Below are 22,625 nucleotides of genomic sequence, written 5' to 3' on the forward strand. Positions count from 1 at the left end.
TATAGAACTGCTGCGTAAATAAGGAGTAATCATTAGCGCTGGTGTGATGTCGGTGTCAGAATTAATGTAAAAAACAACGTTAAAAATAAAGAAGAAATAAAGTTTGCTGGTGAAGTAAGGATTGGGTGATTGATCATCCTTTTCTCTGGAAAACACTGGTTCAAAGCTTTACAGCGCAGCAGCTATTTGAGCAACTACTGTTCAGGCACTCAAGGTTCAAGCACTCTAGCCAATTTCAGCAAAAGCTCCTCCCAACATGGCTCATCAACCTATCTTCTATGCCCCTGATTCTAATCAGCAGGCAATGCCAGGCAGTTTCCCTGCCAGCGCGATCGATGCCTTGCCGCTCGTGCTAACGCTCAAACTGGATTCCGCTAGCTTCGATCGGCTCAATCAACTCCGACAGAAATATTTCCCCAGCCATCGCAATTTTTTGCCTGCCCACGTAACGCTGTTTCATGCCCTCCCCGGGAATCAGGAAACCAGCATCCGCGAGACGCTGCAAATCGCCTGTGCGAATACGGCTCGATTTCCCCTGGCTTTTCCGACGCTGCGCTTTCTTGGCAGGGGCTTTGCGGCTGAGATCGAGGCTCCCGAATTAATACAGTTGCAGCACCAGCTTATGGCGGACTGGCACTCAGAGTTAACGCCGCAGGATCGGCAAAAGTACAAGCCGCACGTCACGATTCAAAACAAGGTTTCGCCTGAGGTGGCTAAACTCCAATACGAACAGGCTGCAAGAGCGTGGCAACCGCTGAGCGGGTTTGGTGAAGGGCTGTTGCTGTGGTACTACAAAGGTGGACCCTGGGAACTGGTTGAAGCGTTTGAGTTTCAGTCCAATTCTCCTAATGGAGAAACAGGTTCGCATTGTGCTGAGGCTGGAACTACCCCTTTGGATAGAAGGTAAAACCCGGACATAGCAAATAGGGTAGAGAGGCGGCTGCCTATCCGTGGTTAAGTCTTGCTTTTTAGTTTTGCGATGAAGCGAGCGACTGCTGGAAGTCATCTGCGTTTTTTCGATCGCCTCTCTCTGCGTATAAGTGCAGTTATGATGACCAATCCGTCTCGATCGGGTCAACCGTCTGAACCCAGTGGCTCAGATCTGATTGTGAATCCCGCCACCTATCCAAGTATCACCACGCAGCTTTCGGAAAACGTCATTCTGACGACCGTAGACGATTTGCACAACTGGGCGCGACTTTCGAGTCTTTGGCCTCTGCTGTATGGAACCGCCTGCTGCTTTATTGAGTTCGCTGCCTTGATTGGTTCGCGTTTTGACTTCGATCGCTACGGTCTGATCCCCAGAGCTTCTCCGAGACAGGCAGACCTGATCATTCTGGCAGGTACGCTAAATATGAAGATGGCACAGCCGACCCTGCGCCTGTATGAGCAGATGCCCGATCCGAAATACGTGATCGCGATGGGAGCCTGCATGATCACAGGTGGGATGTTTAGCGCAGACTCGCCAACAGCGATTCGTGGAGCAGACAAGATTTTGCCGATCGATGTCTATATTCCCGGTTGCCCGCCGCGCCCAGAAGCAATCATGGATGCGATCATCAAACTGCGAAAGAAAATTTCGGCAGAAACGGTGCAGGAACGTGGGGTGAAAGGTCAAACGCATCGTTACTACACCACCACCCATAAAATGAAGCCAATTTCAGCAATTCACGACGGCAACTACCTGCGAGCTGACAGTCGAAATAAGCCGCCTGAGCAAATTGCGGCAGCACTGGGCACAGAAATGCCGCCTGCACTGCAAACTCAGGTGTTCCGCGGCAGTGAGCGCATTCGCAGCGAAGAGCGCAATCTAGATACTTCTAGAGTCGAGGGTTCCGTAGAAGACATGTAAATTCCCTTGCTCAACTATCAGTACATCGCTCTGGTGTACAGTAGTGTTCCTTTTGATATAACCGATCGCTTAACCATGCAGTTCTCTCGGTAGACGTATGAGGCGATCGGTTTTGTTATTTTGATTGCAATCGTAGAAAGGTTGAACTTTAATTCAACGTGAAAAAGCTGCGGTATCGGCAAATTTTCAGCTTGAGTCAGGAATTTGTGCGTCGATCAAATCGCTGAACTAAACCGCAATCAATCCGGCGATTGATACGAAGATTGACAAGAGGAAAAAGACAGCAATGAATCGAACGAATCTAAAAAATCAAGTTTGGGTCAGTACGTTTGCGATCGGATTACTCGCATTTCCGCTCACAACTACTGGGCTGGCACAAACCTCAGGTGGTGCAGGTAGCACCGGAACCTCTGGAACGGCAACCACTACGGGAACCACCGGACCCTCTGGAACTGGAACAGGAACGACTGGAACCTCTGGAACTGGAACAGGAACGACCGGAACAGGAACGACCGGAACTTCTGGCACTTCTGGCTCAGCCGGGACAGCAGGTAGCACCTATGGCTCACCAGGAACGACTGGGACTTCTGGCACTTCTGGCTCAACAGGGACTGGGGCAACCGGAACCGGGACGGGCGGCTCAACCAATAGCCCCTCGATCGCACCTGGATCCACCGGAACGCTGACTTCTCCCGGTTCGTCTGGCACTTCTGGGACTTCTGGCACTTCTGATACAGGAACCTCTGGCACGGGAACGACTGGCACAACAGGTACCGGAACCACCGGAACCACCGGAACCTCTGGAATACCCGGAACGAACGAAACGACCGGAACCTCTGGAACCACTTCCGGCTCCGGCACGACCAGCACAACGCCCGGCAATTCTTCGACCACGGTGATTATTTCACCGACGGCTTCTCCCAGCCCTGTAACTGAAAGTCCAACGACAACCACGACGACCACGACCTATCGAAACGTCCGTGGCGATCGAAATAACAACCTGGGCTGGTTAGGCTTACTCGGTCTGCTGGGACTAATTGGCTTGACGCGCAAATCTCGTCAGGCAACTGTCCATCGTGAAACTGAATCCACGCGACCGGGTTCCAGATTCTAAAAAAGACAACAAAACAAACAGCGGATGGTTCAGGATTAATTCTTTCGCTTGTTGTGTTTTGTTGATTGGTTCAGTGGGTTGATCTGAAGTGCTGATCTAAGTAGAACAGCCAGCAATTACCGATCGCTCACGGGTCTAAGCAGGGTGGGTTAGTGAACAGCTGCCCACCCCATTGAAATTTTCACTCTGCCTTTGTCAACCTTATTTTGCTGTGTTGGTATTGCATTATGAATTCCTTTGTTGACCCTAATCAGCTTGAAAACTTCTTTAGTGCCAAACTCTCCGAACCTCCCTATTTTCTGCTGGCAGCCGGTTTATTTATTTGCCTCACATCCGGCTTAGCCTTCGCTGCATCGGTTCGCGCCGAAATGGGACGCTGGTACAAAAACCCCAATGTTGGGTCTTTCTCGCGCTGGATTCGGCTTCAGGTAGCTTTTCCCTTTGCGGGCGTTTTGCTGGGTATAGGGGTTGGGCTGGCAGCCACCCTCATGACTGTTGGGGTATCAACCGTGTTTGCCTGGATCATTACGCTGCTCGTAACCCCGCTTGCTGGAGGATTCCTCTGGTCACGCATTGGTAAACAAATGGGACGAGAAGCATTAAATTTTTACATCGATCAGCAAATGCACCACCAGTCCTAATGAATAAATTTGTTTGGGTTTGATTTTGTCCTTCTACTGATCCGTGCAATTTGTGATTTATGAATGGGGCAACTGCCCCTTTTTTAGGTCTGCTGCTTTTTGTGATTTGCTGCAAATCTCTAAACTAGAGCTAAAACTAGAACTGGGTCTCGCTGCTCCCTGACTCAAAAACCTTCTGTAGATTACAAAAGGCGATCGAATCTAGAGAGTAGCCAGACCCAGCAAATAAATAATCAGAACGATCGGCGAGTGATCAGTTCAACGCAACACCTTAGCGTTTACCGCGGTAGGGCACTTTGTTCAAGTAGTCGATATCCGATGCCCGCAAAGATTGGGAATAGTTCCCTTTTGCACCGATCGAAGATGCCATGTCGCGATACTTGCGCGGATCGCCTTCCTGCAACTGACGCTCCTGGAATTTGCGGTTGTAAAACTTCTCCACCACAAAACGCCAGTCGGTCTTGACGGTTCCTACGGTTTCGCGGAAGCCCTCACCGTAGCGGGGAGTCACTAGATTAAACGGACGACCTTCCATCCGCTTGCGCTGGTAAGGCACGGTGTTGTCGCCAAATGCCTGGGTATATTCTTCGCTGTCGAGCAGTGCATCAATAAAGCCATAGAAGCCCAGCGTTGCCACTTTGATCGACCAAGCGATTTTTTCGTCCTCATTGTAGGCAGAACGACCGAGCAGCCGTTTCAGGCAGATATCGACCAGACGATAGTTATCGTTGACCTCAACGACCTGGCTGTAAAACCGCTCAGACTTGGCTAAGCCACGAATAAAATCGCGTGTCGTAATCGCCCGGTTCTTGAGCTGAGACTCCAGCGCAGAGTGACGGTTGAACTTGAGCGTTTGATGCTCGCTAAACACCTGACGGTAGGAAGCCCAGATCACTTCCTGCATCTCCGAAGCGGAGGCAGCATCCTCAAGGCGATAGATGTAAGGTGTATCTTCGTTTTGATCTGCCGTGCCAAAGCTCTCAACACGGTGATTTTGTGTGGTTGGTCTGTATTTAAGCAAGGGCAATGCCATGCTAGATCTCCCTTGTGTAATCGTGATGTGCAAAATCGGGTTATCTCATTTTGGGGCTGTGCGGCGCAGCTTCCCTTGGCTTATTATCCCGTGGAATGGCGCGAAATGAATAGCCTTAGCCGCTTCTCTGGCTTTAGCCAATTGCTCCTGTCAGACTGGAGGCGAGCAGCGTGATCGTACAAACCAGAACCAGCAGCAGCAGCACTCCACTCACACGCCCCCAGTTAATCCCTGCTAGGAATCGAGCCAGGTCAAAGGGTCGATCGAAATCCAGCTCAAACCGAGGGGTTGGCACGTATGGCTTTGGCTGGGGCAGTTTGTCCCGGTAATCGGCTCCATAGCGAGGCGTAAAGCTAAAGGGGCGATCGCTTAAGCGTTTCCGCTGATAAGGAACGACCATATCGCCAAAGGTGCGAGTATACTCCTCGCTGTCAATTAGCGCATCAACAAACTGATGCCAGCCCTTCGTCGCAATTTGTATCGACCAGGCGATTTCTTCCTCGCTATTGTAGGGCGCACGTCCCAGCAATCGCTTCAGGCAGATTTCGACCAGGCGATAGTTATTGTTTGGTTCAACCACTAGCCGATAAAACCGCTCAGATTTTGCCAGTCCCCGAATGAAATCGCGCACGTTGATCGATCGATTCTTAAGCTGCGTTTCCAGCGCAACATGACGGTTAAACTGGAGCATTTCCTGCTCATTAAACACCTGCCGATAGGCAGCGCGAATCAGAGCTTCTTGCTCAATAGGTGTGGTTGCGGCTTCCAGGCGAAAAACATAAGGAGTGTCCTCGTTCAGGTCAGCCGTTCCAAAGCTGGAAACTCTCTGGTTCTGGGTAGTGGGCTTATACTCAAGCAGAGGCAAAGTCATACCGATTCTCCTAATGAACTGCAATGAACGAGTCTAAATGTTCGATGTCGGAGGAGCAGTAGAAATCTCTTGCGGCGATCGAATTCAGTTTCTCCAGGCAGCAGGCAAGAGATTCAGTCAAAGACGTTCTTGAGTGCAGGTGTGATATTCGGGGACGTTTATCCCTTAGGTCGGGGCAGTCCGCAAACTACCCTGACAGAATTGATTCAGCAAACGAGTAACTTGGAGCAGGAAAAGGTCAGAGTGTTTGATTCGCAGAATGATTCATGCGATCGTTCCGCTTTCCATGTCTTCAACCCTATCCATCAATTCAATTAATCGATGAATTGAATCAATTGACTGGTGCTCAAACTGCTCTATTTCACCCTTTACCGTACCGGAAAGCCCGCTGTGGTGCTAATCGAAACCCGCGTGTCCTGGAGTTTGGTGTCGCGGCTGGTATCAGGAATTTGAATATTCTTGGTACTCACCGGAGTCATTTGCTTCGGCGTAATCTTGATCGATCGCGCCATGTCCAGGAAGTTTTTCACATCGCCCCACTTATACCGCTCGGTTTCCAGGCGATCGCGCCAGTAGTCGCCATAGCGGGGTGTCACCAGGTTAAACGGACGATCCTTGTAGCGACGACGCTGATAGGGAACGGTCGTGTCGCCGAAGTTGGTGCTGTACTCTTCGCTGTCTACCAGCGCATCCACAAAGCTATCAAAGCCAAGCGTGGCAATTTTGATCGACCAGGAACGCTTCTCGTCTTCGTTATAGGGAGCACGACCCAGCAATCGCTTCAGGCACACTTCCACAATCCGATAGTTGGAGTTTGTTTCCACTACCAATCTGCGGAAGGTTTCTGACTTTGCCAGACCTCGTACAAAGTCGCGTACGGTGATCGATCGATTCTTGAGCTGAGACTCCAGATCACTCTGACGGCTGCTGCGCAGGATAACGTGCTCGCTAAAAACCTGACGATAAGCTGCCCAGATCATTGCTTCCAGATCCGTGTTATCTGTGCAGTCTTCAAGCCGATAGACGTAGGGCGTGTCTTCACCAGGAACCTCATAGCCCGGAACTCGATGATTCCGTGAGGAGGGGGTGTATTCAAGCAGAGGAATGGTCATGGTGTTACTAAAGAGGAAATAAAGGAATAAAAGTAAATGATGAGAGCCGATGAGGAAAGGCGGGTGGATGTGAGAAGGGCTGAAGATCCCTTCTAGTCCCCCTTTTATAAAGAGGTAATTACCTGATGCAGATAGCCCTTAAGCAAATAGGAGGCTGTACGGCTCAAAGTTCTCCCTTTTTAAGCAGGATTTAAGGGATCTCAACCGTCTTGCCACCCACCTACAAACTCCTCTAAACCTTTGGCATGTTGTACAGATAGCGGTAGGGCAATGCCACATTGGTTGCCTTCACCGTCGGCTTTACTTCACCTGCACTGCGGCTCGAATCAGGAACCTTAATCGTGCTGGAAGTTGCCCGCGCCACGTCCCGCTGCGAATCCTGCTGCGGAATCAGGAGCGACTGCGCCATGTTAAAGAACATCGGCGACACTGCTTGACGAATAACTTTGCGATCGAGGTTGCCGGATTGATACTGCCGTACCTGGTAGTAGGAGCGAGTTTGCAGCTCCATTTCCAGCATTCGGTTCCGCCAGTAGTCGCTATAGCGCGGGTTGGTCAGGTTAAACGGGCGACCTTCCATCCGGCGACGCTGATAAGGAACCACATCATCGCCAAAGTTTTGCCTGTACTCGTCGCTGTCCACCACTGCATCAATAAAGCCGTGCAGTCCTTTGGTAGCAATCACGATCGACCAAGCAATCTGCTCATCTTTACTGTAGGATGCCCGTCCTAAAAACCGCTTGAAGGTGAGATCGACAATGCGATAGTTCGAGTTCAGGTCGGCAATCTCATCGCGGTATACGTCCGACTTGCCCAGCCCTCGAATGAACTCTCGCACTGAAATCGCCCGGTTCCGCAACTGAGATTCCAGCGCAGGCTGGCGATAGCTTTCCAGAACCAGATGTTCGCTAAAAATCTGCCGATAAGCTGCCCAGATGATCTCGTTTACGTCAGTGTCCGAGATGGCGTAGCTCAGGCGGTAAAGGGTAGGGTCGTCCTCATCGGGGACATCGTAGCCCTCCACGCGCTGATTTTGGGTCTTAGGAGTAACTTTGAGAAGAGGGATCGACATTGTTTAACCTAGTGTTTTGTGTACAAAGGGGGGAGTAGGAAAGGGGGAGTAGGGAGTGGAAATTAGCTACTTGCCTACCAGTTCCTGGAGTGCTTTCTGGCTTCTTGCCTGTACTGCTAAATCTGCATCCTGCTCCGCAATTTGCCGCAACTGCTGTTCGATCGCCGGATGCAAAGAATTGGCTGCACCTGCCAGTACCTCTAGTGCCCCGATTGCTGCATAGCGCAAAGACCAGTCGGAGTCCTGGCTAATTTTTATCAGCGAGGTCATCACCTGTTCTTGAACCGATGCCCTGTTGTCTTCAGGGAGCCAGTCCCAGCAAAGAGAACCGAGTCCCCTAGTTGCAGCCCGCCGCACACTCGGCGCAAAATCTGCTTCAGCTGCCGCCAGCAATACCTCTAGCGCACGCGGATCGCCAATACCTACTAGTGCCCGAATCGTCCAGGCTCTTGCACCATAGTTGTAGTCGTCCACCAGATTGAGCAAGGGCTGAACCGCGATCGCACCCATTTGCACCAGACCCCGCACTGCGATCGCCGCAGCCCCCGGATTATTAAATCCCAGAGCGCGAATCAGCGTCGGAATGCCTGCCTCCTGCTGGGCTGCTGCCAATGCCTGCACCGCACCAACCAATCGTTCGGGCGAATCTGCCTGATCGATCGCATCAATCAGCGGCTGGACATTAACGGAGTTAGAGATTGTCATCGGGCAAGAAAACATCAGAAAAGGTGAGGAATCGGGAATAGAGACTTAAACGAGTGAGCCAATTTGACAGGTTTGTTGTAGGGAGGATATCCCGCTTGCTACAGCAAACTGTCCATCAAATCCATCAGTTTCAGCGCGTCCGGCGACAGAGCAGCTCCCGATCGAACCTGATGTTCCAGCAAGCCTTTCAACGAGAACAGCTTGAAGCTATTTTCAGCGGCAGCCGTGGCAATTGCTTCAGCCGCAGGCAGATAGCCTACCGCTCCCAGGTCAGACAACGCAGCGCGACGCAAATTGATATCGCTTCCGGAAAGGGCAGCGACCAATCGATCGCCATACTGCGCCTCATCGGTGAGCTGATACATGGCGCGGGCAGCGGCATACTGTACTCGTCCCAGCGAATGAGCTAGGAAAGGCTGAATAAAGTCGATTGCTTCTTGCTGCCACGGGGTTCCGGGCGCGAGTGCCCCCAGAGCTTCCATGACTGCCTCGATCGGTTCTGCCAAGTGAGGACGACCCGGAACAGGCTGAGCCGCCTCCAGACCGCCTTGCAAAAGTGGCAACAGAGCTGGAACTGCCGACGCATCGCCAAGCATTCCTAAAGACTGTGCGGCTGACTCGCGAACATAAAAATCTTCGCAGGACAAACACGCTACTAACCCCGGAACCGCCCGTCGATCGTCTAGCTTACCCAATGCCCTTGCCGCATTTCGTCGCAGCGGATAGCCGCCCAACTCGGTGCGATCGGACTCGTCCTGTAAGGCTGTAACGAGCGCATCGACTGCCGCAGGCTCTTTAACGCGAAATTTGCCCAGCCACCAGGCAGCGTAGTACCGCAAGCTCAGGTCAGGATGGGTCAAATTAGCAATTGCCTGTTCGATTGTGAGGTCGCCTGGGGAGCCGCCGGGCTCAGAAGGATTATTCCGATCGATTGAAGATTCCAGCATGAAACACGCACCAATATGCAGGCAAACTGCCCGCCTAGAAGCGATTTAGCTTAACGAGTGAGATCAAGACCCTTAAAGCTGAATCGTTGCAAAGCACCTCCCCCACTGGGGAAACGGCAGGCTGACTGCCGCTGCCCAATTAATTTGCCGACGCCTGCGCCGACTCTTCTGCCGACAAAGGCTCGATATTGACAATCTTGCCGCCCATTCGCAAAATGCGCTGCATTTCTTCGTTCATCCGGTTATAGGGCACAGTGATAAACACGCTGCCGCTCCGACGAATCGAATAGTTATTGCGATCGTTTTCTTCGTTTTGACGCAGACCGACCACCTCATAACGGAACATCCGGCTTCCAGAGGGGCTATTTGCTGAACCACCAACCGCAGCTTGTCCAAACATGAGTCGAATACCTCCTGAATGAGCTGTTGAAATAAAAGCTGAAGTGCGTGCAGAGCGACAGGCTAAACCCCTTTTCTCCAAAGCAGCGGCTCACCTGAGGAATAAACCAGAGCAATGGGAAAAGCGACCCTAAAACCCATCGCCCAACACGCTATGCTAGCCTGACAGACGGATTACGCAGGCGAAACGCTCACAATCCTGCCGCCCTGACGGTGGATTTGCTGCATCTTGGGAAGCATCTGATTGTAGGGAACCAGGTATGCTGTGCTGCTACGCCGAACACTGGGATAGCCAGAGCCTCGCAGTCCCGCCACTTCCAAGCGATACATCCGGGCTTCGTCACCTGCAACCGAGCCGCCTAGGCACTTTGCAGGCGCAACATCGTTTGATGCCCGATAGTGGGACCAACCGCCGTTGCTGCTCGAAGGAGCCATAATCGACGAAGTTTTATTTTGCGCCAGTTCCCGTGCCAGACGCGAGTTGTTGCGCTCGGTTTGGGCACGATCGCTGTTGGCATAGCCACGATACAAACGGAACATCCGGTTAAAACCTACCGTTCTCGACCCGGTATGAACATCGAAGCCCCGGTAGTAGGGCACAATATTCTCGCCGAAGTTCGACTGGTACTCTTCCGAATCAACGTAGGAATCAATCTCAGCATCAAATCCCTGGTTCTCGTAAAGATCCAGGTGATTGATCACTTCGCTCTCATCGTAAGGAGCGCGACCCAACAAATGCTTGTAGTTGAGTTCGATCACGCGCGTCTGGAAGTTGGGGTAAAGGAACTTCTCTTTATACAGTTCTGACTTCGCCACGCAGCGCACAAACTCTCGCACTGAGATCTTGCGATCGCGCAGCAGAGACTCTGCACTGGTCAGACGCTCTGACTTCATCAAATAATCGTTGCCCAACACCTGCCGATAGACGGCACGAATCACATTTTCTACATCCTCCCTGGTCGAAGTAGGACGCAGTTCTACCCGTGCCGAATCGCTAAATGCCGACGTGCCCAACCGGGACGCTGCTGTTGTCACAGCCATAGGTTATCTCCTCCAACTTATCTGTTCTGTCTTAACAGAGCGAGAATGCCAACAAGCAAGACGAGGCTAAGGAACGAAGAAGGAAAGGAAAATGAAACAAATTGCGAGTTAAATTTTAAAAAGGCAATACAGCATTTTCTAATTGAAGGAAAATAGAGCCGATCGTTTGGGGTTCCGAGCAGGCTTGCCCTTCATCCTCCATTCCTCATCCCTTTCCCCTAAATATCTTCAGATAGACGAACATTCTCAAATACTCGAATACCTGTAGATACACTAAGCCCGGAAAGATAAACCATCGCTAGCAAACAACCAGCAACCGCATACCTTTCCGGGCTGCACGATCAATTAGCTTAGAGCGTTGATCGCGTAGTCGATGTAGGCATTTGCTTCAACAGCAGCTTGACCTGTGATACCGTGGTTAGCCTTGATGTGCTTCAGAGCTTCCACATACCAGCTCGGAGACAGGTCAAAGGTGCGGTTGATTTCGTCCAAACCAGCAACCAGGTACTCATCCATGGGACCCGTACCACCTGCAACGAGGCAGTAGGTTACCATGCGGAGGTAGTAGCCGATATCGCGAGAGCACTTAGCCTTACCGCGAGCATCAGCAGCGAAGTTAGATCCCTGAGTTTGAGTCGTGTAGGGGAACTTTTGATACACTGCATTAGCTGCGCTGTCGACCAGCTGTTGAGCGTTGCTGGTCAGAGTGCGAGCAGCTTCCAGAGACGCGGCAGCACGCTCGTAACGACCGTACACCTGGGTCATTTCAGCGTTGCTGAGGAAACGACCTTGGGTATCAGCAGCAGCGATGGCTTCGGTAATGGGTGTCTTCATGTGATTATCTCCCTAAATTTGTAATCCTTGAAATGTTTGCGTTGAGACAAAGGTTTGTCATCGGTCACTGAACACAGCAAATAAACCGAGGACACTGACAAAGAACAAATTAAGCAACAGCCGCAGCAGCGCGATCGAAGTAGCTAGCCACTTCAGACATCAATGCGGAGCAATCGCCCTTGGTGATGCCACTGGGGTCGTTAGCGAGTGAAACAGCAGCTTCCTTCATCTTCTGAACGCCAGCAGCTACAGAACCACCGGGAACACCCAGAGCTTGGTAGGTCTCACGCAGACCGTTCAGGCAACGATCGTCCAGAACGCTGGAATCGCCAGCCAGAGTAGCATAGGTCACATAGCGCAAGATGATTTCCATGTCGCGCAAGCAAGCAGCCATGCGGCGGTTGGTGTATGCGTTTCCGCCCGGCTGGATGAGCTGAGGCTGTTCTTCAAACAGAGCGCGAGCTGCGTTAGCAACGATCGTGGAAGCATTGCTGGTGATCCGGTTTACGGTGTCCAGACGCTTGTTGCCTTCTCTGACCAGACTGGTCAGTGCATCGAGCTGAGAAGTGCTCAGGAACTCACCCTTAGCGTCGGCTTGAGAAACAACCTTGGCGAATGCATCTAGCATGGACTCAATCTCCTAATTGTTTTAGTTAAGTTCGGTTTGGATTAAACCTGATTTAGGTTCAAGCTGGCTAAGCAACCTGAAGGAGAAATCACAGATTCGCTTCAGCTCTCTGATTGACCTCTTAGTTTGTCTCAGCCCTCATCTCAACATAATGGAAAGCTAAGAGAAATCTGAGAACAACTTCACATTTATATGAGAAACCAAAAGGCGTTGTACAAAGCAGCTTGGGTAGCGATTAGTCTGTCATTTTTGCCCTCCAGGTATTCTTATACAATGCTGTCGAGGCAGAATTTGTTACGAGTTATTGAGAACCGTCTCGGAATAGAGATAAGCGGCGAGAATTCCCTTTTCATCAGCATTTCAACGCAATTAACTCCGACAAAGCGTTACTTTTCTTTTCACACAACCTAAAGATTATTAAGTTGTGTAAATTGCGCTTTTTTTGAGTCGATGGCGAGAAAGGTTTGAAGTACAGGCATTCACATGTTTTATCAGGAAAACTGGTGGAAGCTATTGTGTTAAGTTATTTGAAGCATATTCCTTCGGTAGAATTTAAGTTTGGTAAAGGCATTCTGCGATACAGCAGCCTGGATAAATATTTCTTCTTTGTCAGAAATAGCGGTGAGGCGGTGAGTCAGTAGTGGGTAGGCAAAGGATAATTCCTTGGAGCGATTCCAACAGCGGTTTGATCTGGCAGCGTGAGAAACGAAGTTTGCTTGAAAACGATTAGCGATCGCGAAAGGATAACTCTATGCTTCCGTCCTGGCTGGTGATTGGGGGAGTGACCCTGGTAGTTGTAGGAATTGGGGGAAGTCTCAACCCGCCGGGAGGACTTCAGTGGTTCAGGCGGCTGCGGCGTCCCCGGTGGCTTACCTTTGAGGCAGCAATTCCCTTCATCTGGACGACGGTTTTTATCTGTGCTGCATGGTCTGCTTATATCGTGTGGGAAAAAGATCCAGGCAGTTCTAGAACCTGGCTGTTGATGGGCGGCTATTTGCTGCTGGAGATTCTCACCCTGGCATATAACCCAATAATGGAACTTCGCCGTAGCCTGATTACGGGCGCGATCATTGGCGCAACCGGGTTCTTCTGGGGAATTATATTGACCTTATTCGTGTTACCGATCGCTGGCTGGGCAGCAGTGTTGCTCATTCCCTATCTGCTTTGGAGTCCGATCGGCACTTACACCACCTGGGCAATGGCTCAGCTTAATCCGGCAGATGCTTGAGCCGTCTGCTAGAAGGGATTGGTGCACATCGTTTTAACGAACGCTGCAAGAAACGGTTATGACTTGCTGATACAAGAGCTTGTAAGCGCTTGACTGAGATGCAAACAGGTATCGCAGCCAAAGAGAACTATCATATGAAGCGGCTATACTGAGCAATACAGCTAGACTGTTGCAAAATTAGTGCAAGTTGTGCTTGCTGTTTCTTAACCGTCTAGGGGAAGTAGATATGGTTTGTTCTCTGTTTCGTTTGCGGAGGGGCATCTGGTTGACTTTGACGATCGCTGCCGTTGCTTTTTTAGTCATAAGCTGTAGCGAAGGAAAAGTTTCTCAGTGTAATCAGCTCATTAGCGTTGCGAACGAGGCGGTTGCTCAGGTGCAGTCCGTCACCCAGAGCACGGCTGCTTCTCCCGATGCTGGCAATTCCACGACAAATCCTGCAAATAACGTCGGAGCGATGAACCGAATTGCGGCAGCAGCAGACCAAGCGCGGGGAGAAATGGAAGCTTTAGAATTTGGCGATCAGCGTTTGACCGAGTTTAAATCTCGCTTTGTCGCGATGTATTCCGAAATTAGCGGTGCAACTCGTGAACTAGTCTCTAGTGCAACTGCAAGCAATTCTCAGGCGGCTCAGCAAGCCTTTAACTCACTTAAAACAGCGACCGACAAAGAAGCTCCGCTCGTCGAAGAAGTGAATCGCTATTGTGCCAATCCTCAATAGTGAATTCAGTAGGCGATTTGTAAGAGTTTGTTAAGAGGATGCTGAGGGCGCGGAAATCCTGCATTGCTCCTTAAATCCCTCAAACTAAATCCCTCAAACTAAATCCCTCAAACTTGGGGAATTTTGAAACGAACAGCAAACTCAAACTCTGCCATAGCAGGCAGCCCACGATCGCCTTGGATTAGCCTGCTGCATTTGCCATGCCCAGAGTTGATCGCCCCAGGAGAAGTGCCACCACTCGTTAGGATGCTGCAAAAATCCTGCTTCTCCCATGACCTGCTGCAAAAGCTGACGATGGGCGTGAAATCGAGCCGCTGTTTCTAGAGTCACGTCAGGACTGCGGGCTTGCCAGACTGCGATATCGGCAAAATGATTGGGATAGGAGCGCGGCGACAGCTCATCGATCGCAGAACCCATGTCTACCGTTTGCCCCATCTCATCGACCAGCGTGACATCGATCGCAGCTCCGGTGCTATGAGGTGGCGGCATGGCAGAGTTCGCACTGGGAACTGCCCAAAATTGATACACTTCCTGCCAGATTTTGGCTTGCTCTGATTCGGTGAGTTGGGCAAGCGTTAATCCGCGTTCTGCCAGGGTTGCGGTAAAGGTATAGTCCACCATAAACTGCTGCACCGCGATCGGACGATAGGCATCAAAAATCTGAATTCGCCAGCCAGGCCGCAGCGTTTGCAGCAAAGTCTGTGCCTGATGCAGTTGCTTTAATACACCCTGTCGTAAAAAGTAGGGTGACTTATTGCCGTAGGGCGCACCCAGCTTGATGTAAGCATGGGGCTGCTCTAGTGCAAACGCTTCGATTGGAATTGGCAAGAGCGGTTCGCCGCATTCAAGAATAGGAATTTGCTGATAGGGCTTCATGGCGATTAACAGTAAGCAGCGTTAATTAAAAATAATTAACAGTGAGCGGCAGTGAGCAGGAGTAAGTAACGGTAATTAACAGTGAGCAACGGTGAGCCCCTGTAGAAATTACCGAGGGGTTGAAGCGATCGTAAACCTCCTTGCATGAATCCCGCAGATCTACGCAGTGCACCAACTAAAACTGATTGTTACAGTAAGCCTAAACCAGCTCTCCTCGCGTTAAGCAAGCAACTAACTTGCGCTCCCGGATCATGCCCTATGACGAATCTAATTTCCCCTGACGCTTACCATGCAATCATGAGCCTGAAGCAATCGAAGAAACCCAGGATGCTGGTGGTCGATGACGAACCCGATAATTTAGATCTGCTGTATCGAACCTTTCGACGCGAGTACGAAGTTCTACGCGCAGAAAGCGGCGTTGTTGCTCTTGAGATTTTGGCGCAGCAGGGTGAAGTTGCTGTGATTATTTCTGACCAGCGAATGCCAGAAATGAAGGGGACTGAGTTTTTGAGCCGTACCACGCCTCAGTTTCCCGACACAATGCGGATTATTCTCACTGGATTCACGGATATTGAAGATCTGGTTGAAGCAATCAACTCTGGACAGGTCTACCGCTACATCACCAAACCCTGGGAACCAGAGGAACTCAAGCAGGTCGTTTATCGGGCAACCGAGGCTTATGAGCAGCTCAAGCAGCGAACTGAGGCACTGCATTGGGTACAGGCTCAAACAGCACTGCTCACTCAGATCGCTCAAATTGGGCAGTCTTCGACTCATCAGGAGTATCTTCAGCGGGTTGCTGCCGCCTGTGGTCGTGTGCTATCTGCCGATCGCTGTGTTTTGCAGCGAATTAAACAGAAGACGCTCAGCACCGCCGGAGTGTATTGCCTGGAAGAGTCAGACCTTGCCGCAGCCCAGGATGAGCTGGTCGATGATCCGTTAGTTCAGGCAGCAATCGAGACGCAGAGCCTGCAAATTGCTAATGACAAAACAGCAGATGTGCCGCTGCGTCTGGTAATTCCAGTTCTGCCCAAGGAGCGGGTATCCGATGAAGTTTTGGCAGTTCTTTCGCTTCAATGGCAGCAGTCTTACCCACTCCAGCCCCATCATCTGACGCTGCTAGAAGCGGTTTCTACGCTCGTTGGCATTATCCTCACCTGTGCTCCGCCCTGCTAGCTAACTTTTCCTGCTTAATTTTTTCCTGATTTTATCGTGCTCTTTGTACCGAAGGCTGAGGCTTTGTCTCTCCTTCGGTTTTCCACCGTTAAAGGTAGGGTTTATCGGTTGCGGTTCACTGTGCTTGCAGCCAGTCTTCCTGTGTAGGATCAAGGAGTAGTTATTTTTGCATCGCTGTGACTTCGCCTTCCCCCGCCCCGCCCCCTGCACAAGACGTTCGCGCCTTGTTCGATCGCATTGCCCCGGCATATGACCAGCTCAACGACTGGCTGAGTTTGGGGCTGCATCGTGTCTGGAAACAAATGACGGTTAAATGGAGCGATGCGCAGGTGGGCGATCGCTGCCTTGATGTATGCTGCGGTAGTGGCGACTTGGCTCGGTTGCTTGCGCGGCAGGTGGGCGGAATGGGAAAGGTCTATGGCGTGGATTTTGCCTGCGCCCAGCTTGAGATCGCCCATCAAAAAACCGTTCTCAGCAGTCGCACTGCACCGATCGTCTGGCAGGAAGGTGATGCGCTCGATTTACCCTTCGAAGCAGAAACGTTTGATGCAGCGACAATGGGCTACGGATTACGAAACGTCACGGATATTCCCAAAAGCTTGAGCGAACTGTACCGAGTGCTGAAACCGGGGGCAAAAGTTGCCATTCTGGACTTTCATCGCGCTGGCAACTCGACGATGCGAACTTTTCAGCAGTGGTATCTGGATCATCTCGTGGTTCCGGCGGCAGCCCAGTTTGGCTTACGTGACGAGTATGCCTACATCAATCCCAGCCTCGATCGCTTTCCGCTTGGGTCTGAGCAGGTTGCGCTTGCCAAAGCTGCCGGATTTTGCCATGCAGTTCACTATCCGATCGCCAGTGGCATGATGGGTGTTCTCGTTGCAACGAAATAAGATTTTATCTTCAAGATCTATCCCCCTTTACCTACCCCTTCTTTTTCCGACTGTGGACTTCACAACCCTCTGGACTCTGGCTGCTCCCCCGATCGTCGGTGGTGTAATTGGTTACTTCACCAACGATCTGGCAATCAAGATGCTGTTTCGTCCCTATCGGCCGTTATATTTGGGGGGACGCAAGCTGCCGTTTACGCCGGGGCTGATTCCCAGTAACCAGGAACGGCTGGCAAAGCGAATTGCCGATACGATTATGGGATCGCTGCTGACACCAGAAGAACTGCAAAATCTGGCTCGTAAGTTGCTGCAAACCGAGCGGATTCAGGGAGCGATCGAGTGGCTACTGAAACTCGCGCTTGATCAGGTGCAGGACAGAAACCAGGAAAAAGCGGCGGCGATCGTGGCAAACGTGCTGCACGACCTGGTAGGTCAGTCTTTGCCCAGAGTGGTCAAAGTGCTGGCGCGGCAAGAAGACTTTTTAGAAGCGCAGCTCAATCAGCTTTTTGACCAGGTGTTGCTGGAACTGCGGCTAACTGAACCCCAGGCAGAACAAGTTGCCGACTGGCTCCTGCAATCTGTCATTCCGCCGGATGTGCTGCGGCAGTTGATTGTTGATTTTCTCACCGATCGCAATATTAGAGTGATCGATGAAGGCTTTCGGGAAAAGACAAGCGGCACGTACTGGGTGGTGGCAAACCTGTTTGGGGTGCGAAACGCGCTGACCCGGTTGCGAACTTACTGCCTGGATGAGCGAGAAAGCAGCAACGTGCGGCTCGATGAACTGGTTCAATCGCTGGGGGTACGCGATCGGCTAAAGGAAATGCTGCAAAACCTGTCTCTGCAAAACCTGCCCGTCGCCACCGTGCGCCAAATCCGCAAAACTATGCGTGATGAGATCCGGCTGTATCTTCAGGACAAAGGCTCAGATCTGCTTCAGGGCATGAGTGATTCGATTGATTGGAACGAAGTTGCCAACCTGCTGCTGACTCGCCTGCGCACTTCGGAAGTCGTTTCCAGCTCGCTGCATCCCATCAGCTATGAACTAGCACTGATTCTGGAACGCTATCTGGAACGCGATCTCGAATCGCTGGTGGCTCAGGTTATTCCGATTCTCAATATCGATCAGGTCATTATCGATCGCGTCAAATCGACTTCTGCCGCCGACCTGGAGCTGGCAATTCAGGGCATTGTGAAAAATGAATTGCAGGCGATTGTGAATTTGGGCGGCGTTCTCGGCTTTGTGATCGGGTTGCTCCAGGTGGGTTTACTGCTGGTTCGATAGCAAGGACTGCTAAGGCAGTTTGTAGCTGGCAATGCGAATGCTCAACTCCCCCTGACGCGGATCGCGGCTAAAGACAAACGCGCCCTCTTCCACTTCATTCCTGGAGAGAAAGTCGATTGTTTGATCCCCAGATTCGGTCACGCCGTTGATTTCTAGCTCTCCCATCACCTGGACTGATTCAGCAGTTTTGCCGCCTGTATTGGTGACTTGATAAGGCACATAAAACTGTCCCGCTGCTTCGCGCACTTCTCCAAGCTGAGTTTGCACCGATAGCACTGGAGGGATATCTTTCTCGGTTGCCCATGCTAGCAGTACTAGACTGATGATTGTCCCCAGGATCAGGCAGGCGATTGTAAACGTAACCTGCTCAGCCGAAATTCGTCGCTGGGCTTGGGGTTTGGGTCTAATCGTGTTTTTCATATTGCAATTCGTCCTGCTGCGCCGCCGATCGTAGCTGGAAGTCCTAATAGCAAGGTCTGCTCCAGCCAGGAATTCCAGGGGTCGCTAAAATCGAGCCGATGAAAAAAGTAAAGCATGATGGCAGCCGTACTGAGGGAAAGCAGGTAGGAGACGATCGTTTCAGTGAATGGACGCTGAAATAGCCCTCGCTCTTGAAGCCTGCGCTTCTGAGTTGTAAAGCCTGCCGCGAACACAATACAGTAGGATACCAGCAGCGACATGCCAATCACCACCAGCAGCCAGGGAGGAGAAATTGCTGCCGCCAGCATCGGCACTTCATCGGTCGGAGCAATACTAAACCCAATAAAAATACTGCCGATTAGCGTGGCTCCAATATCAGTCAGGGTTGAGTTAGAGCCTTGAGAACGAGGTGGCTGCCCTGAATCGTTTTCTTCATCGTTCCCACCCCGATTGCCCTGCAAAATCGATCGCGCCAGCCCTACGCCGATCGCAAATGGAACACTTTCAAACACAATCTTGCCAACTGCCTCATTCACCGACGTATCCCAGGTGATTTCTTGAAGCAAAATCAGCACCCAGGTTACGCAAACAATGCCGATCGCCAAGGCTTCAACGCTGTCTGTCAAAGCTTGCCGTATCTGGTCAGGATACTGCTGCCGAAATCCATCAGTTCTGTTGAGCAAAAACACGATCACATACGTCGATGCCAGCACCCCTAGCAGTCCACCTGCATCGGCATAAGATCCGATCCACCACACTTCCATCGTGTATATCAGGGGAATGCCAAATAAAAATCCTCCTGCCAATCCCCGCACGACATCCGCTAATTCCGATCGCCACTCTTGCCAACTGGGAAGCGTTAAACGTCTCACGATTTGTTAAGCCTCTGCCTTTTAAAACGGATGAATAAACAAACAAATCAAAATAATCAATGATTAATCAAATTTGATATCGCTTCTGATATCGCCTAAATCCATTCAAGTCAACTTAAACCAATAAAATTATAGGGTCCAGTTCTCACCAGAGTGATGAGAGCTGAACCCTAAGCAGAAACAATTAGACAACTCGACAAACTTGAGATACTCGTGCAATTTGCGAATGAACTAAAAGCCGATCGCTTCCCTAGGAAGCTGCTTTACATCGACCAGACAAACAACAGTGAATTTGTTGCTTGATGACTGCTTATACCGCACGACGGGTCAGCAAACCCCAGATGAACAGGGCAACGATCGCTCCAATAATTGCAACAATCAGACCAGGAATGCTCAGACCTGCTGCGGTAAGGGAAAGCGATCCAGTCGTGAGCAGGGCGTAAAGGCTACCACCAACAAAAGCACCAATAATCCCCAGGATAATCGTGCCGAAAATACCGCCGCCCTGATTGCCGGGATAAATTGCCTTTGCAATTGCACCAGCTAATAGACCTAACAAAATCCAAGCAAGAATATTCATGATTCAACCTCTATGTCATCACAAGCTTTCTATTCTTAGATTATCAAGTTGCTCCAGATTTCTTTTCTGCCGTAGGGTATAAAACTGTCGCTAAAATCCAGCTCCAATTTTGCGTTTTCCCTTAGGCTTTTCTTTACCTTTTTCTTTGCTTAGCTCCTGAATTGCTTCTTGAAAAAGGTTGTGCAGATGAATAGGAACACTGGCAATTTCTGGCAGCTCTGTTTCGATCGATTTATCAAATTCCTGTAACAAGTTAACCAAATCTGTTTCAAGGTTGAATTGAGGACGGTCGAGTGCCGATCGCAGCACAATCTCTAATTGCTTTGGATAGAGCTGCGCAAGATGATACCAGACAAAAGCTGGAACTTCAGGATCGCGCAAATAGCGATTCACTAAATCCTGACCGTTAGGAATTGCTGTCCAATCTTCTGCTTCTAACAGGCTGCAAAACTGATGGTAGGTCGGTAGAAAAACCTGTCCCCAGCGCGGATGCGTTAAAACCGTCACTTGTTCTGCTTTTTTCAGGCGATCGGGCAAATCGACTTTTGGAGTAACCATTTTGGCTTTGCCCTTGCCGTCAAAAAATTGGGCAACTTCCTTTGCATCTGCCCCCATTGAGGTTGCGGCTTCTGCAATTTCTTCCTGAGTCACGCCCGCTTCAGCCGTTAATTCTTCCAGGCTCTTAGAATCATCAATTCCAGCGTCGGCAAGTCGCCTTTGCGTTATGACTTCCTGAAACTCAGCTAACTTTTTATTAAGCTGATAGCCCGGCATTGTAATTTCAGCCGCACCAAAAAAGTCGGTGAATTCTTGATGATATTTCTCAACCGATTTCCAGGCTTCGGCTAATAGATCTGGAGCATCGCTATATAAATGGTTTTTATAATTGTCTTTGAAGTTGCCGATCGCGACTGCAAGTTTGGGCTTGCCTAGTTTTCCCATCTGTACCGGAGGACTAAAAAACATCCAGCCCTCACGAGTAACAGGCGCAATTTGAGTAAGGATAATTTCGCCTTCTTTAAGTCGCTGCATTTTGGCAGGATGATCAATCGGCGTGAAATAAACTCGATAAACTTTAGCAGTGAGCCAGTTCATTAATAAAAAGCCATCGTCATGGACGTGCTGAATTGCAAACACCCCCACAAAGCCGCGTCGCCAATGTTGAACGAGTTGCCGATCGTCTTCCGAAAGCTCAGCTTCGTCCTGGATGAATAAATCAATCGGCGTTTTATCGCCGGCATAGCCTTCTGCAATAAATCGATCGATCACTAGACTGCGCTGGTGCATATCTTGCTGTTTCGATCGCTTCATCTGTTCTGCACTGAATGCCTCTAGCGCAGTTGCAAGGTCTCCTTCAGCATCAAGTACATAATCTGAAAGAGCCTGCTTTAATTCACCAGCACGCTGCAAAATGCTATCCACAATGTGATCCTCAAACAGTGGTGATCTTTAAACAGTGATGCTCAGACAGCAATCCTCAAGTAACTTCCAAGCAGTAATCCTTAAATAGCCTGCGACTACCGTCTCCAAACATATGGAGTTCAAGGGCGATCGTCAAACCTCCTGGGATAGATTGTAGGCAAGAGAAATTTTGAGAGACAAAATGAGAAACAAAAAAGGCACTCAGGAAACTGAGTGCCATGCTATCGCATTCACCAATCTGTCTTGCTGCGTTCCGAATCCGTCAGCATTAAGCCTGACTCTTGAGATCCAGATTCGGATTGCGCTCTGCAAAATACTTGCTCAGGAATGTGTTCACAAAGGAGAGAATTACCGGAGCCAGAATGAGCCCCAGCAAACCGTGAACCGAGAAACCAGGGACAAAGGCGGCTGCCAACCAGAGGCACAGTCCGTTAACCACCAGAGAAAACGCACCGAGCGTCAGGAAGTTAATCGGCAAAGAGAGGGTAGCAATAATCGGACGAATCACCGCATTCACAAACCCGATCACCACAGCTGCCACCATTGCGGCAACAAAGTTGTCAAGATCAACACCAGGCACAACCAGATCAACAACTAACAGGCTTAGTGCGGTCGCTAAAGTTGTAAAAAAAGCTCCCAACATAAAATCTTCCTCAAATTTGCTTCAACAATTCGATTTAACGTTCGCTTCAAATGAATTAATGATTTGCTGCGCTAAACATAAGTTGCTGCACCAAACGAAACGCGCTTTGTTGCAGTGCAGAAGATAAAAACAGAACGCAGATAAAAGCCCCTGCTGCTCGATCGGCTTTATCTTGCTTTCCATTTTGCGTGAAGAAAAATCGTTCGCCCTCTACAGTAGGACAGATCTCGCTCAAGCCACCCTAGCCGGAAAACTCTCTGCTCGAA

Annotated in this window: 26 protein-coding genes; 10 read left to right on the forward strand and 16 right to left on the reverse strand. The window is 50.4% G+C overall.

Annotation, left to right across the window (positions count from 1 at the left end; genetic code table 11):
* The first annotated feature begins 256 nt into the window (after positions 1-256).
* The 4 genes from NDI45_RS15395 (at position 257) to NDI45_RS15410 (ending at position 3,607) form a co-directional block, all read left to right on the forward strand.
* Positions 257-907, forward strand: a complete 651-nt coding sequence (locus NDI45_RS15395) for a 2'-5' RNA ligase family protein (protein ID WP_348247857.1) — start codon at positions 257-259, stop codon at positions 905-907.
* A 141-nt stretch (positions 908-1,048) separates the two neighbouring features.
* Positions 1,049-1,852, forward strand: coding sequence for an NADH-quinone oxidoreductase subunit NuoB (gene nuoB, locus NDI45_RS15400; protein WP_347277817.1), 804 nt, complete (start codon positions 1,049-1,051; stop codon positions 1,850-1,852).
* Between the two features lie 286 nt (positions 1,853-2,138).
* On the forward strand, positions 2,139-2,966 hold the full coding sequence (locus NDI45_RS15405; protein WP_190790072.1) for a hypothetical protein: 828 nt from the start codon (positions 2,139-2,141) through the stop codon (positions 2,964-2,966).
* A gap of 227 nt (positions 2,967-3,193) precedes the next feature.
* Positions 3,194-3,607: a hypothetical protein gene (locus tag NDI45_RS15410; RefSeq protein WP_190790073.1), complete on the forward strand. Its 414-nt coding sequence runs from the start codon at positions 3,194-3,196 to the stop codon at positions 3,605-3,607.
* Between the two features lie 271 nt (positions 3,608-3,878).
* Here NDI45_RS15410 and NDI45_RS15415 read toward each other — a convergent pair whose 3' ends face one another.
* The 10 genes from NDI45_RS15415 to NDI45_RS15460 all read right to left on the reverse strand — a co-directional run bounded on the left by NDI45_RS15415 (position 3,879) and on the right by NDI45_RS15460 (position 12,249).
* Positions 3,879-4,640, reverse strand: a complete 762-nt coding sequence (locus NDI45_RS15415; RefSeq protein WP_190790074.1) for a phycobilisome rod-core linker polypeptide — start codon at positions 4,638-4,640, stop codon at positions 3,879-3,881.
* A gap of 133 nt (positions 4,641-4,773) precedes the next feature.
* Positions 4,774-5,511 carry a phycobilisome rod-core linker polypeptide gene (locus tag NDI45_RS15420; RefSeq protein ID WP_348247858.1) on the reverse strand — a complete coding sequence of 246 codons (738 nt, stop codon included), beginning with the start codon at positions 5,509-5,511 and terminating at the stop codon, positions 4,774-4,776.
* A 368-nt stretch (positions 5,512-5,879) separates the two neighbouring features.
* Positions 5,880-6,623: a phycobilisome rod-core linker polypeptide gene (locus NDI45_RS15425; RefSeq protein ID WP_348247859.1), complete on the reverse strand. Its 744-nt coding sequence runs from the start codon at positions 6,621-6,623 to the stop codon at positions 5,880-5,882.
* Positions 6,624-6,855: 232 nt separating this feature from the next.
* Positions 6,856-7,695, reverse strand: coding sequence for a phycobilisome rod-core linker polypeptide (locus NDI45_RS15430; RefSeq protein WP_348247860.1), 840 nt, complete (start codon positions 7,693-7,695; stop codon positions 6,856-6,858).
* 66 nt (positions 7,696-7,761) lie between these two features.
* Positions 7,762-8,400: a HEAT repeat domain-containing protein gene (locus NDI45_RS15435; protein WP_348247861.1), complete on the reverse strand. Its 639-nt coding sequence runs from the start codon at positions 8,398-8,400 to the stop codon at positions 7,762-7,764.
* A gap of 98 nt (positions 8,401-8,498) precedes the next feature.
* Positions 8,499-9,347, reverse strand: coding sequence for a HEAT repeat domain-containing protein (locus tag NDI45_RS15440; protein WP_190790818.1), 849 nt, complete (start codon positions 9,345-9,347; stop codon positions 8,499-8,501).
* 139 nt (positions 9,348-9,486) lie between these two features.
* The gene (locus NDI45_RS15445) at positions 9,487-9,747 is read right to left on the reverse strand and encodes a phycobilisome linker polypeptide (protein ID WP_190790819.1); all 261 of its coding nucleotides are present in this window, start codon (positions 9,745-9,747) and stop codon (positions 9,487-9,489) included.
* Between the two features lie 173 nt (positions 9,748-9,920).
* Positions 9,921-10,787: a phycobilisome linker polypeptide gene (locus NDI45_RS15450; protein WP_348247862.1), complete on the reverse strand. Its 867-nt coding sequence runs from the start codon at positions 10,785-10,787 to the stop codon at positions 9,921-9,923.
* 345 nt (positions 10,788-11,132) lie between these two features.
* The gene (gene cpcA, locus NDI45_RS15455) at positions 11,133-11,621 is read right to left on the reverse strand and encodes a phycocyanin subunit alpha (protein WP_190790087.1); all 489 of its coding nucleotides are present in this window, start codon (positions 11,619-11,621) and stop codon (positions 11,133-11,135) included.
* 109 nt (positions 11,622-11,730) lie between these two features.
* Positions 11,731-12,249 (reverse strand): phycocyanin subunit beta, encoded by a 519-nt coding sequence (locus NDI45_RS15460; RefSeq protein WP_190790088.1) that lies wholly within the window; start codon positions 12,247-12,249, stop codon positions 11,731-11,733.
* Between the two features lie 503 nt (positions 12,250-12,752).
* Between NDI45_RS15460 and NDI45_RS15465 the strand changes: the two genes are divergently transcribed.
* The 3 genes from NDI45_RS15465 (at position 12,753) to NDI45_RS15475 (ending at position 14,195) form a co-directional block, all read left to right on the forward strand.
* Positions 12,753-12,890, forward strand: a complete 138-nt coding sequence (locus NDI45_RS15465) for a hypothetical protein (protein ID WP_190790089.1) — start codon at positions 12,753-12,755, stop codon at positions 12,888-12,890.
* Between the two features lie 110 nt (positions 12,891-13,000).
* Entirely contained in the window at positions 13,001-13,477 is a 477-nt protein-coding gene (locus NDI45_RS15470; protein ID WP_190790090.1) for a TspO/MBR family protein, read from the forward strand.
* Between the two features lie 226 nt (positions 13,478-13,703).
* Complete coding sequence (locus NDI45_RS15475; RefSeq protein WP_190790091.1) at positions 13,704-14,195, forward strand: hypothetical protein; 492 nt, start codon at positions 13,704-13,706, stop codon at positions 14,193-14,195.
* A gap of 141 nt (positions 14,196-14,336) precedes the next feature.
* On the opposite strand, the gene NDI45_RS15480 is transcribed toward NDI45_RS15475, so the two are convergent.
* Positions 14,337-15,071: a M15 family metallopeptidase gene (locus NDI45_RS15480; RefSeq protein ID WP_348247863.1), complete on the reverse strand. Its 735-nt coding sequence runs from the start codon at positions 15,069-15,071 to the stop codon at positions 14,337-14,339.
* A gap of 258 nt (positions 15,072-15,329) precedes the next feature.
* On the opposite strand from NDI45_RS15480, the gene NDI45_RS15485 reads away from it, so the two are divergent.
* The 3 genes from NDI45_RS15485 (at position 15,330) to NDI45_RS15495 (ending at position 18,422) form a co-directional block, all read left to right on the forward strand.
* Positions 15,330-16,247, forward strand: a complete 918-nt coding sequence (locus NDI45_RS15485; protein ID WP_348247864.1) for a response regulator — start codon at positions 15,330-15,332, stop codon at positions 16,245-16,247.
* Positions 16,248-16,423: 176 nt separating this feature from the next.
* Positions 16,424-17,140: a bifunctional demethylmenaquinone methyltransferase/2-methoxy-6-polyprenyl-1,4-benzoquinol methylase UbiE gene (gene ubiE / locus NDI45_RS15490; RefSeq protein WP_190790094.1), complete on the forward strand. Its 717-nt coding sequence runs from the start codon at positions 16,424-16,426 to the stop codon at positions 17,138-17,140.
* A 52-nt stretch (positions 17,141-17,192) separates the two neighbouring features.
* Positions 17,193-18,422 carry a DUF445 family protein gene (locus NDI45_RS15495; protein WP_190790095.1) on the forward strand — a complete coding sequence of 410 codons (1,230 nt, stop codon included), beginning with the start codon at positions 17,193-17,195 and terminating at the stop codon, positions 18,420-18,422.
* 9 nt (positions 18,423-18,431) lie between these two features.
* Here NDI45_RS15495 and NDI45_RS15500 read toward each other — a convergent pair whose 3' ends face one another.
* The 5 genes from NDI45_RS15500 to NDI45_RS15520 form a co-directional block, all read right to left on the reverse strand.
* Entirely contained in the window at positions 18,432-18,842 is a 411-nt protein-coding gene (locus NDI45_RS15500) for a TIGR02588 family protein (RefSeq protein ID WP_190790096.1), read from the reverse strand.
* Entirely contained in the window at positions 18,839-19,714 is an 876-nt protein-coding gene (locus NDI45_RS15505; RefSeq protein ID WP_348247865.1) for a TIGR02587 family membrane protein, read from the reverse strand. Before NDI45_RS15505 ends, NDI45_RS15500 begins: the two co-directional genes overlap by 4 nt.
* Before the next feature lie 310 nt (positions 19,715-20,024).
* A complete protein-coding gene (locus NDI45_RS15510; protein ID WP_190792474.1) occupies positions 20,025-20,294 on the reverse strand; it encodes a GlsB/YeaQ/YmgE family stress response membrane protein in 270 nt (89 codons plus the stop codon).
* Positions 20,295-20,384: 90 nt separating this feature from the next.
* Positions 20,385-21,716: a hypothetical protein gene (locus tag NDI45_RS15515; protein WP_348247866.1), complete on the reverse strand. Its 1,332-nt coding sequence runs from the start codon at positions 21,714-21,716 to the stop codon at positions 20,385-20,387.
* Between the two features lie 268 nt (positions 21,717-21,984).
* On the reverse strand, positions 21,985-22,359 hold the full coding sequence (locus NDI45_RS15520; RefSeq protein WP_348247867.1) for a phage holin family protein: 375 nt from the start codon (positions 22,357-22,359) through the stop codon (positions 21,985-21,987).
* Positions 22,360-22,625 lie beyond the last annotated feature (266 nt).

Source organism: Leptolyngbya sp. GB1-A1, from assembly GCF_039962475.1.
Lineage (GTDB): Bacteria > Cyanobacteriota > Cyanobacteriia > Elainellales > Elainellaceae > Leptolyngbya_A.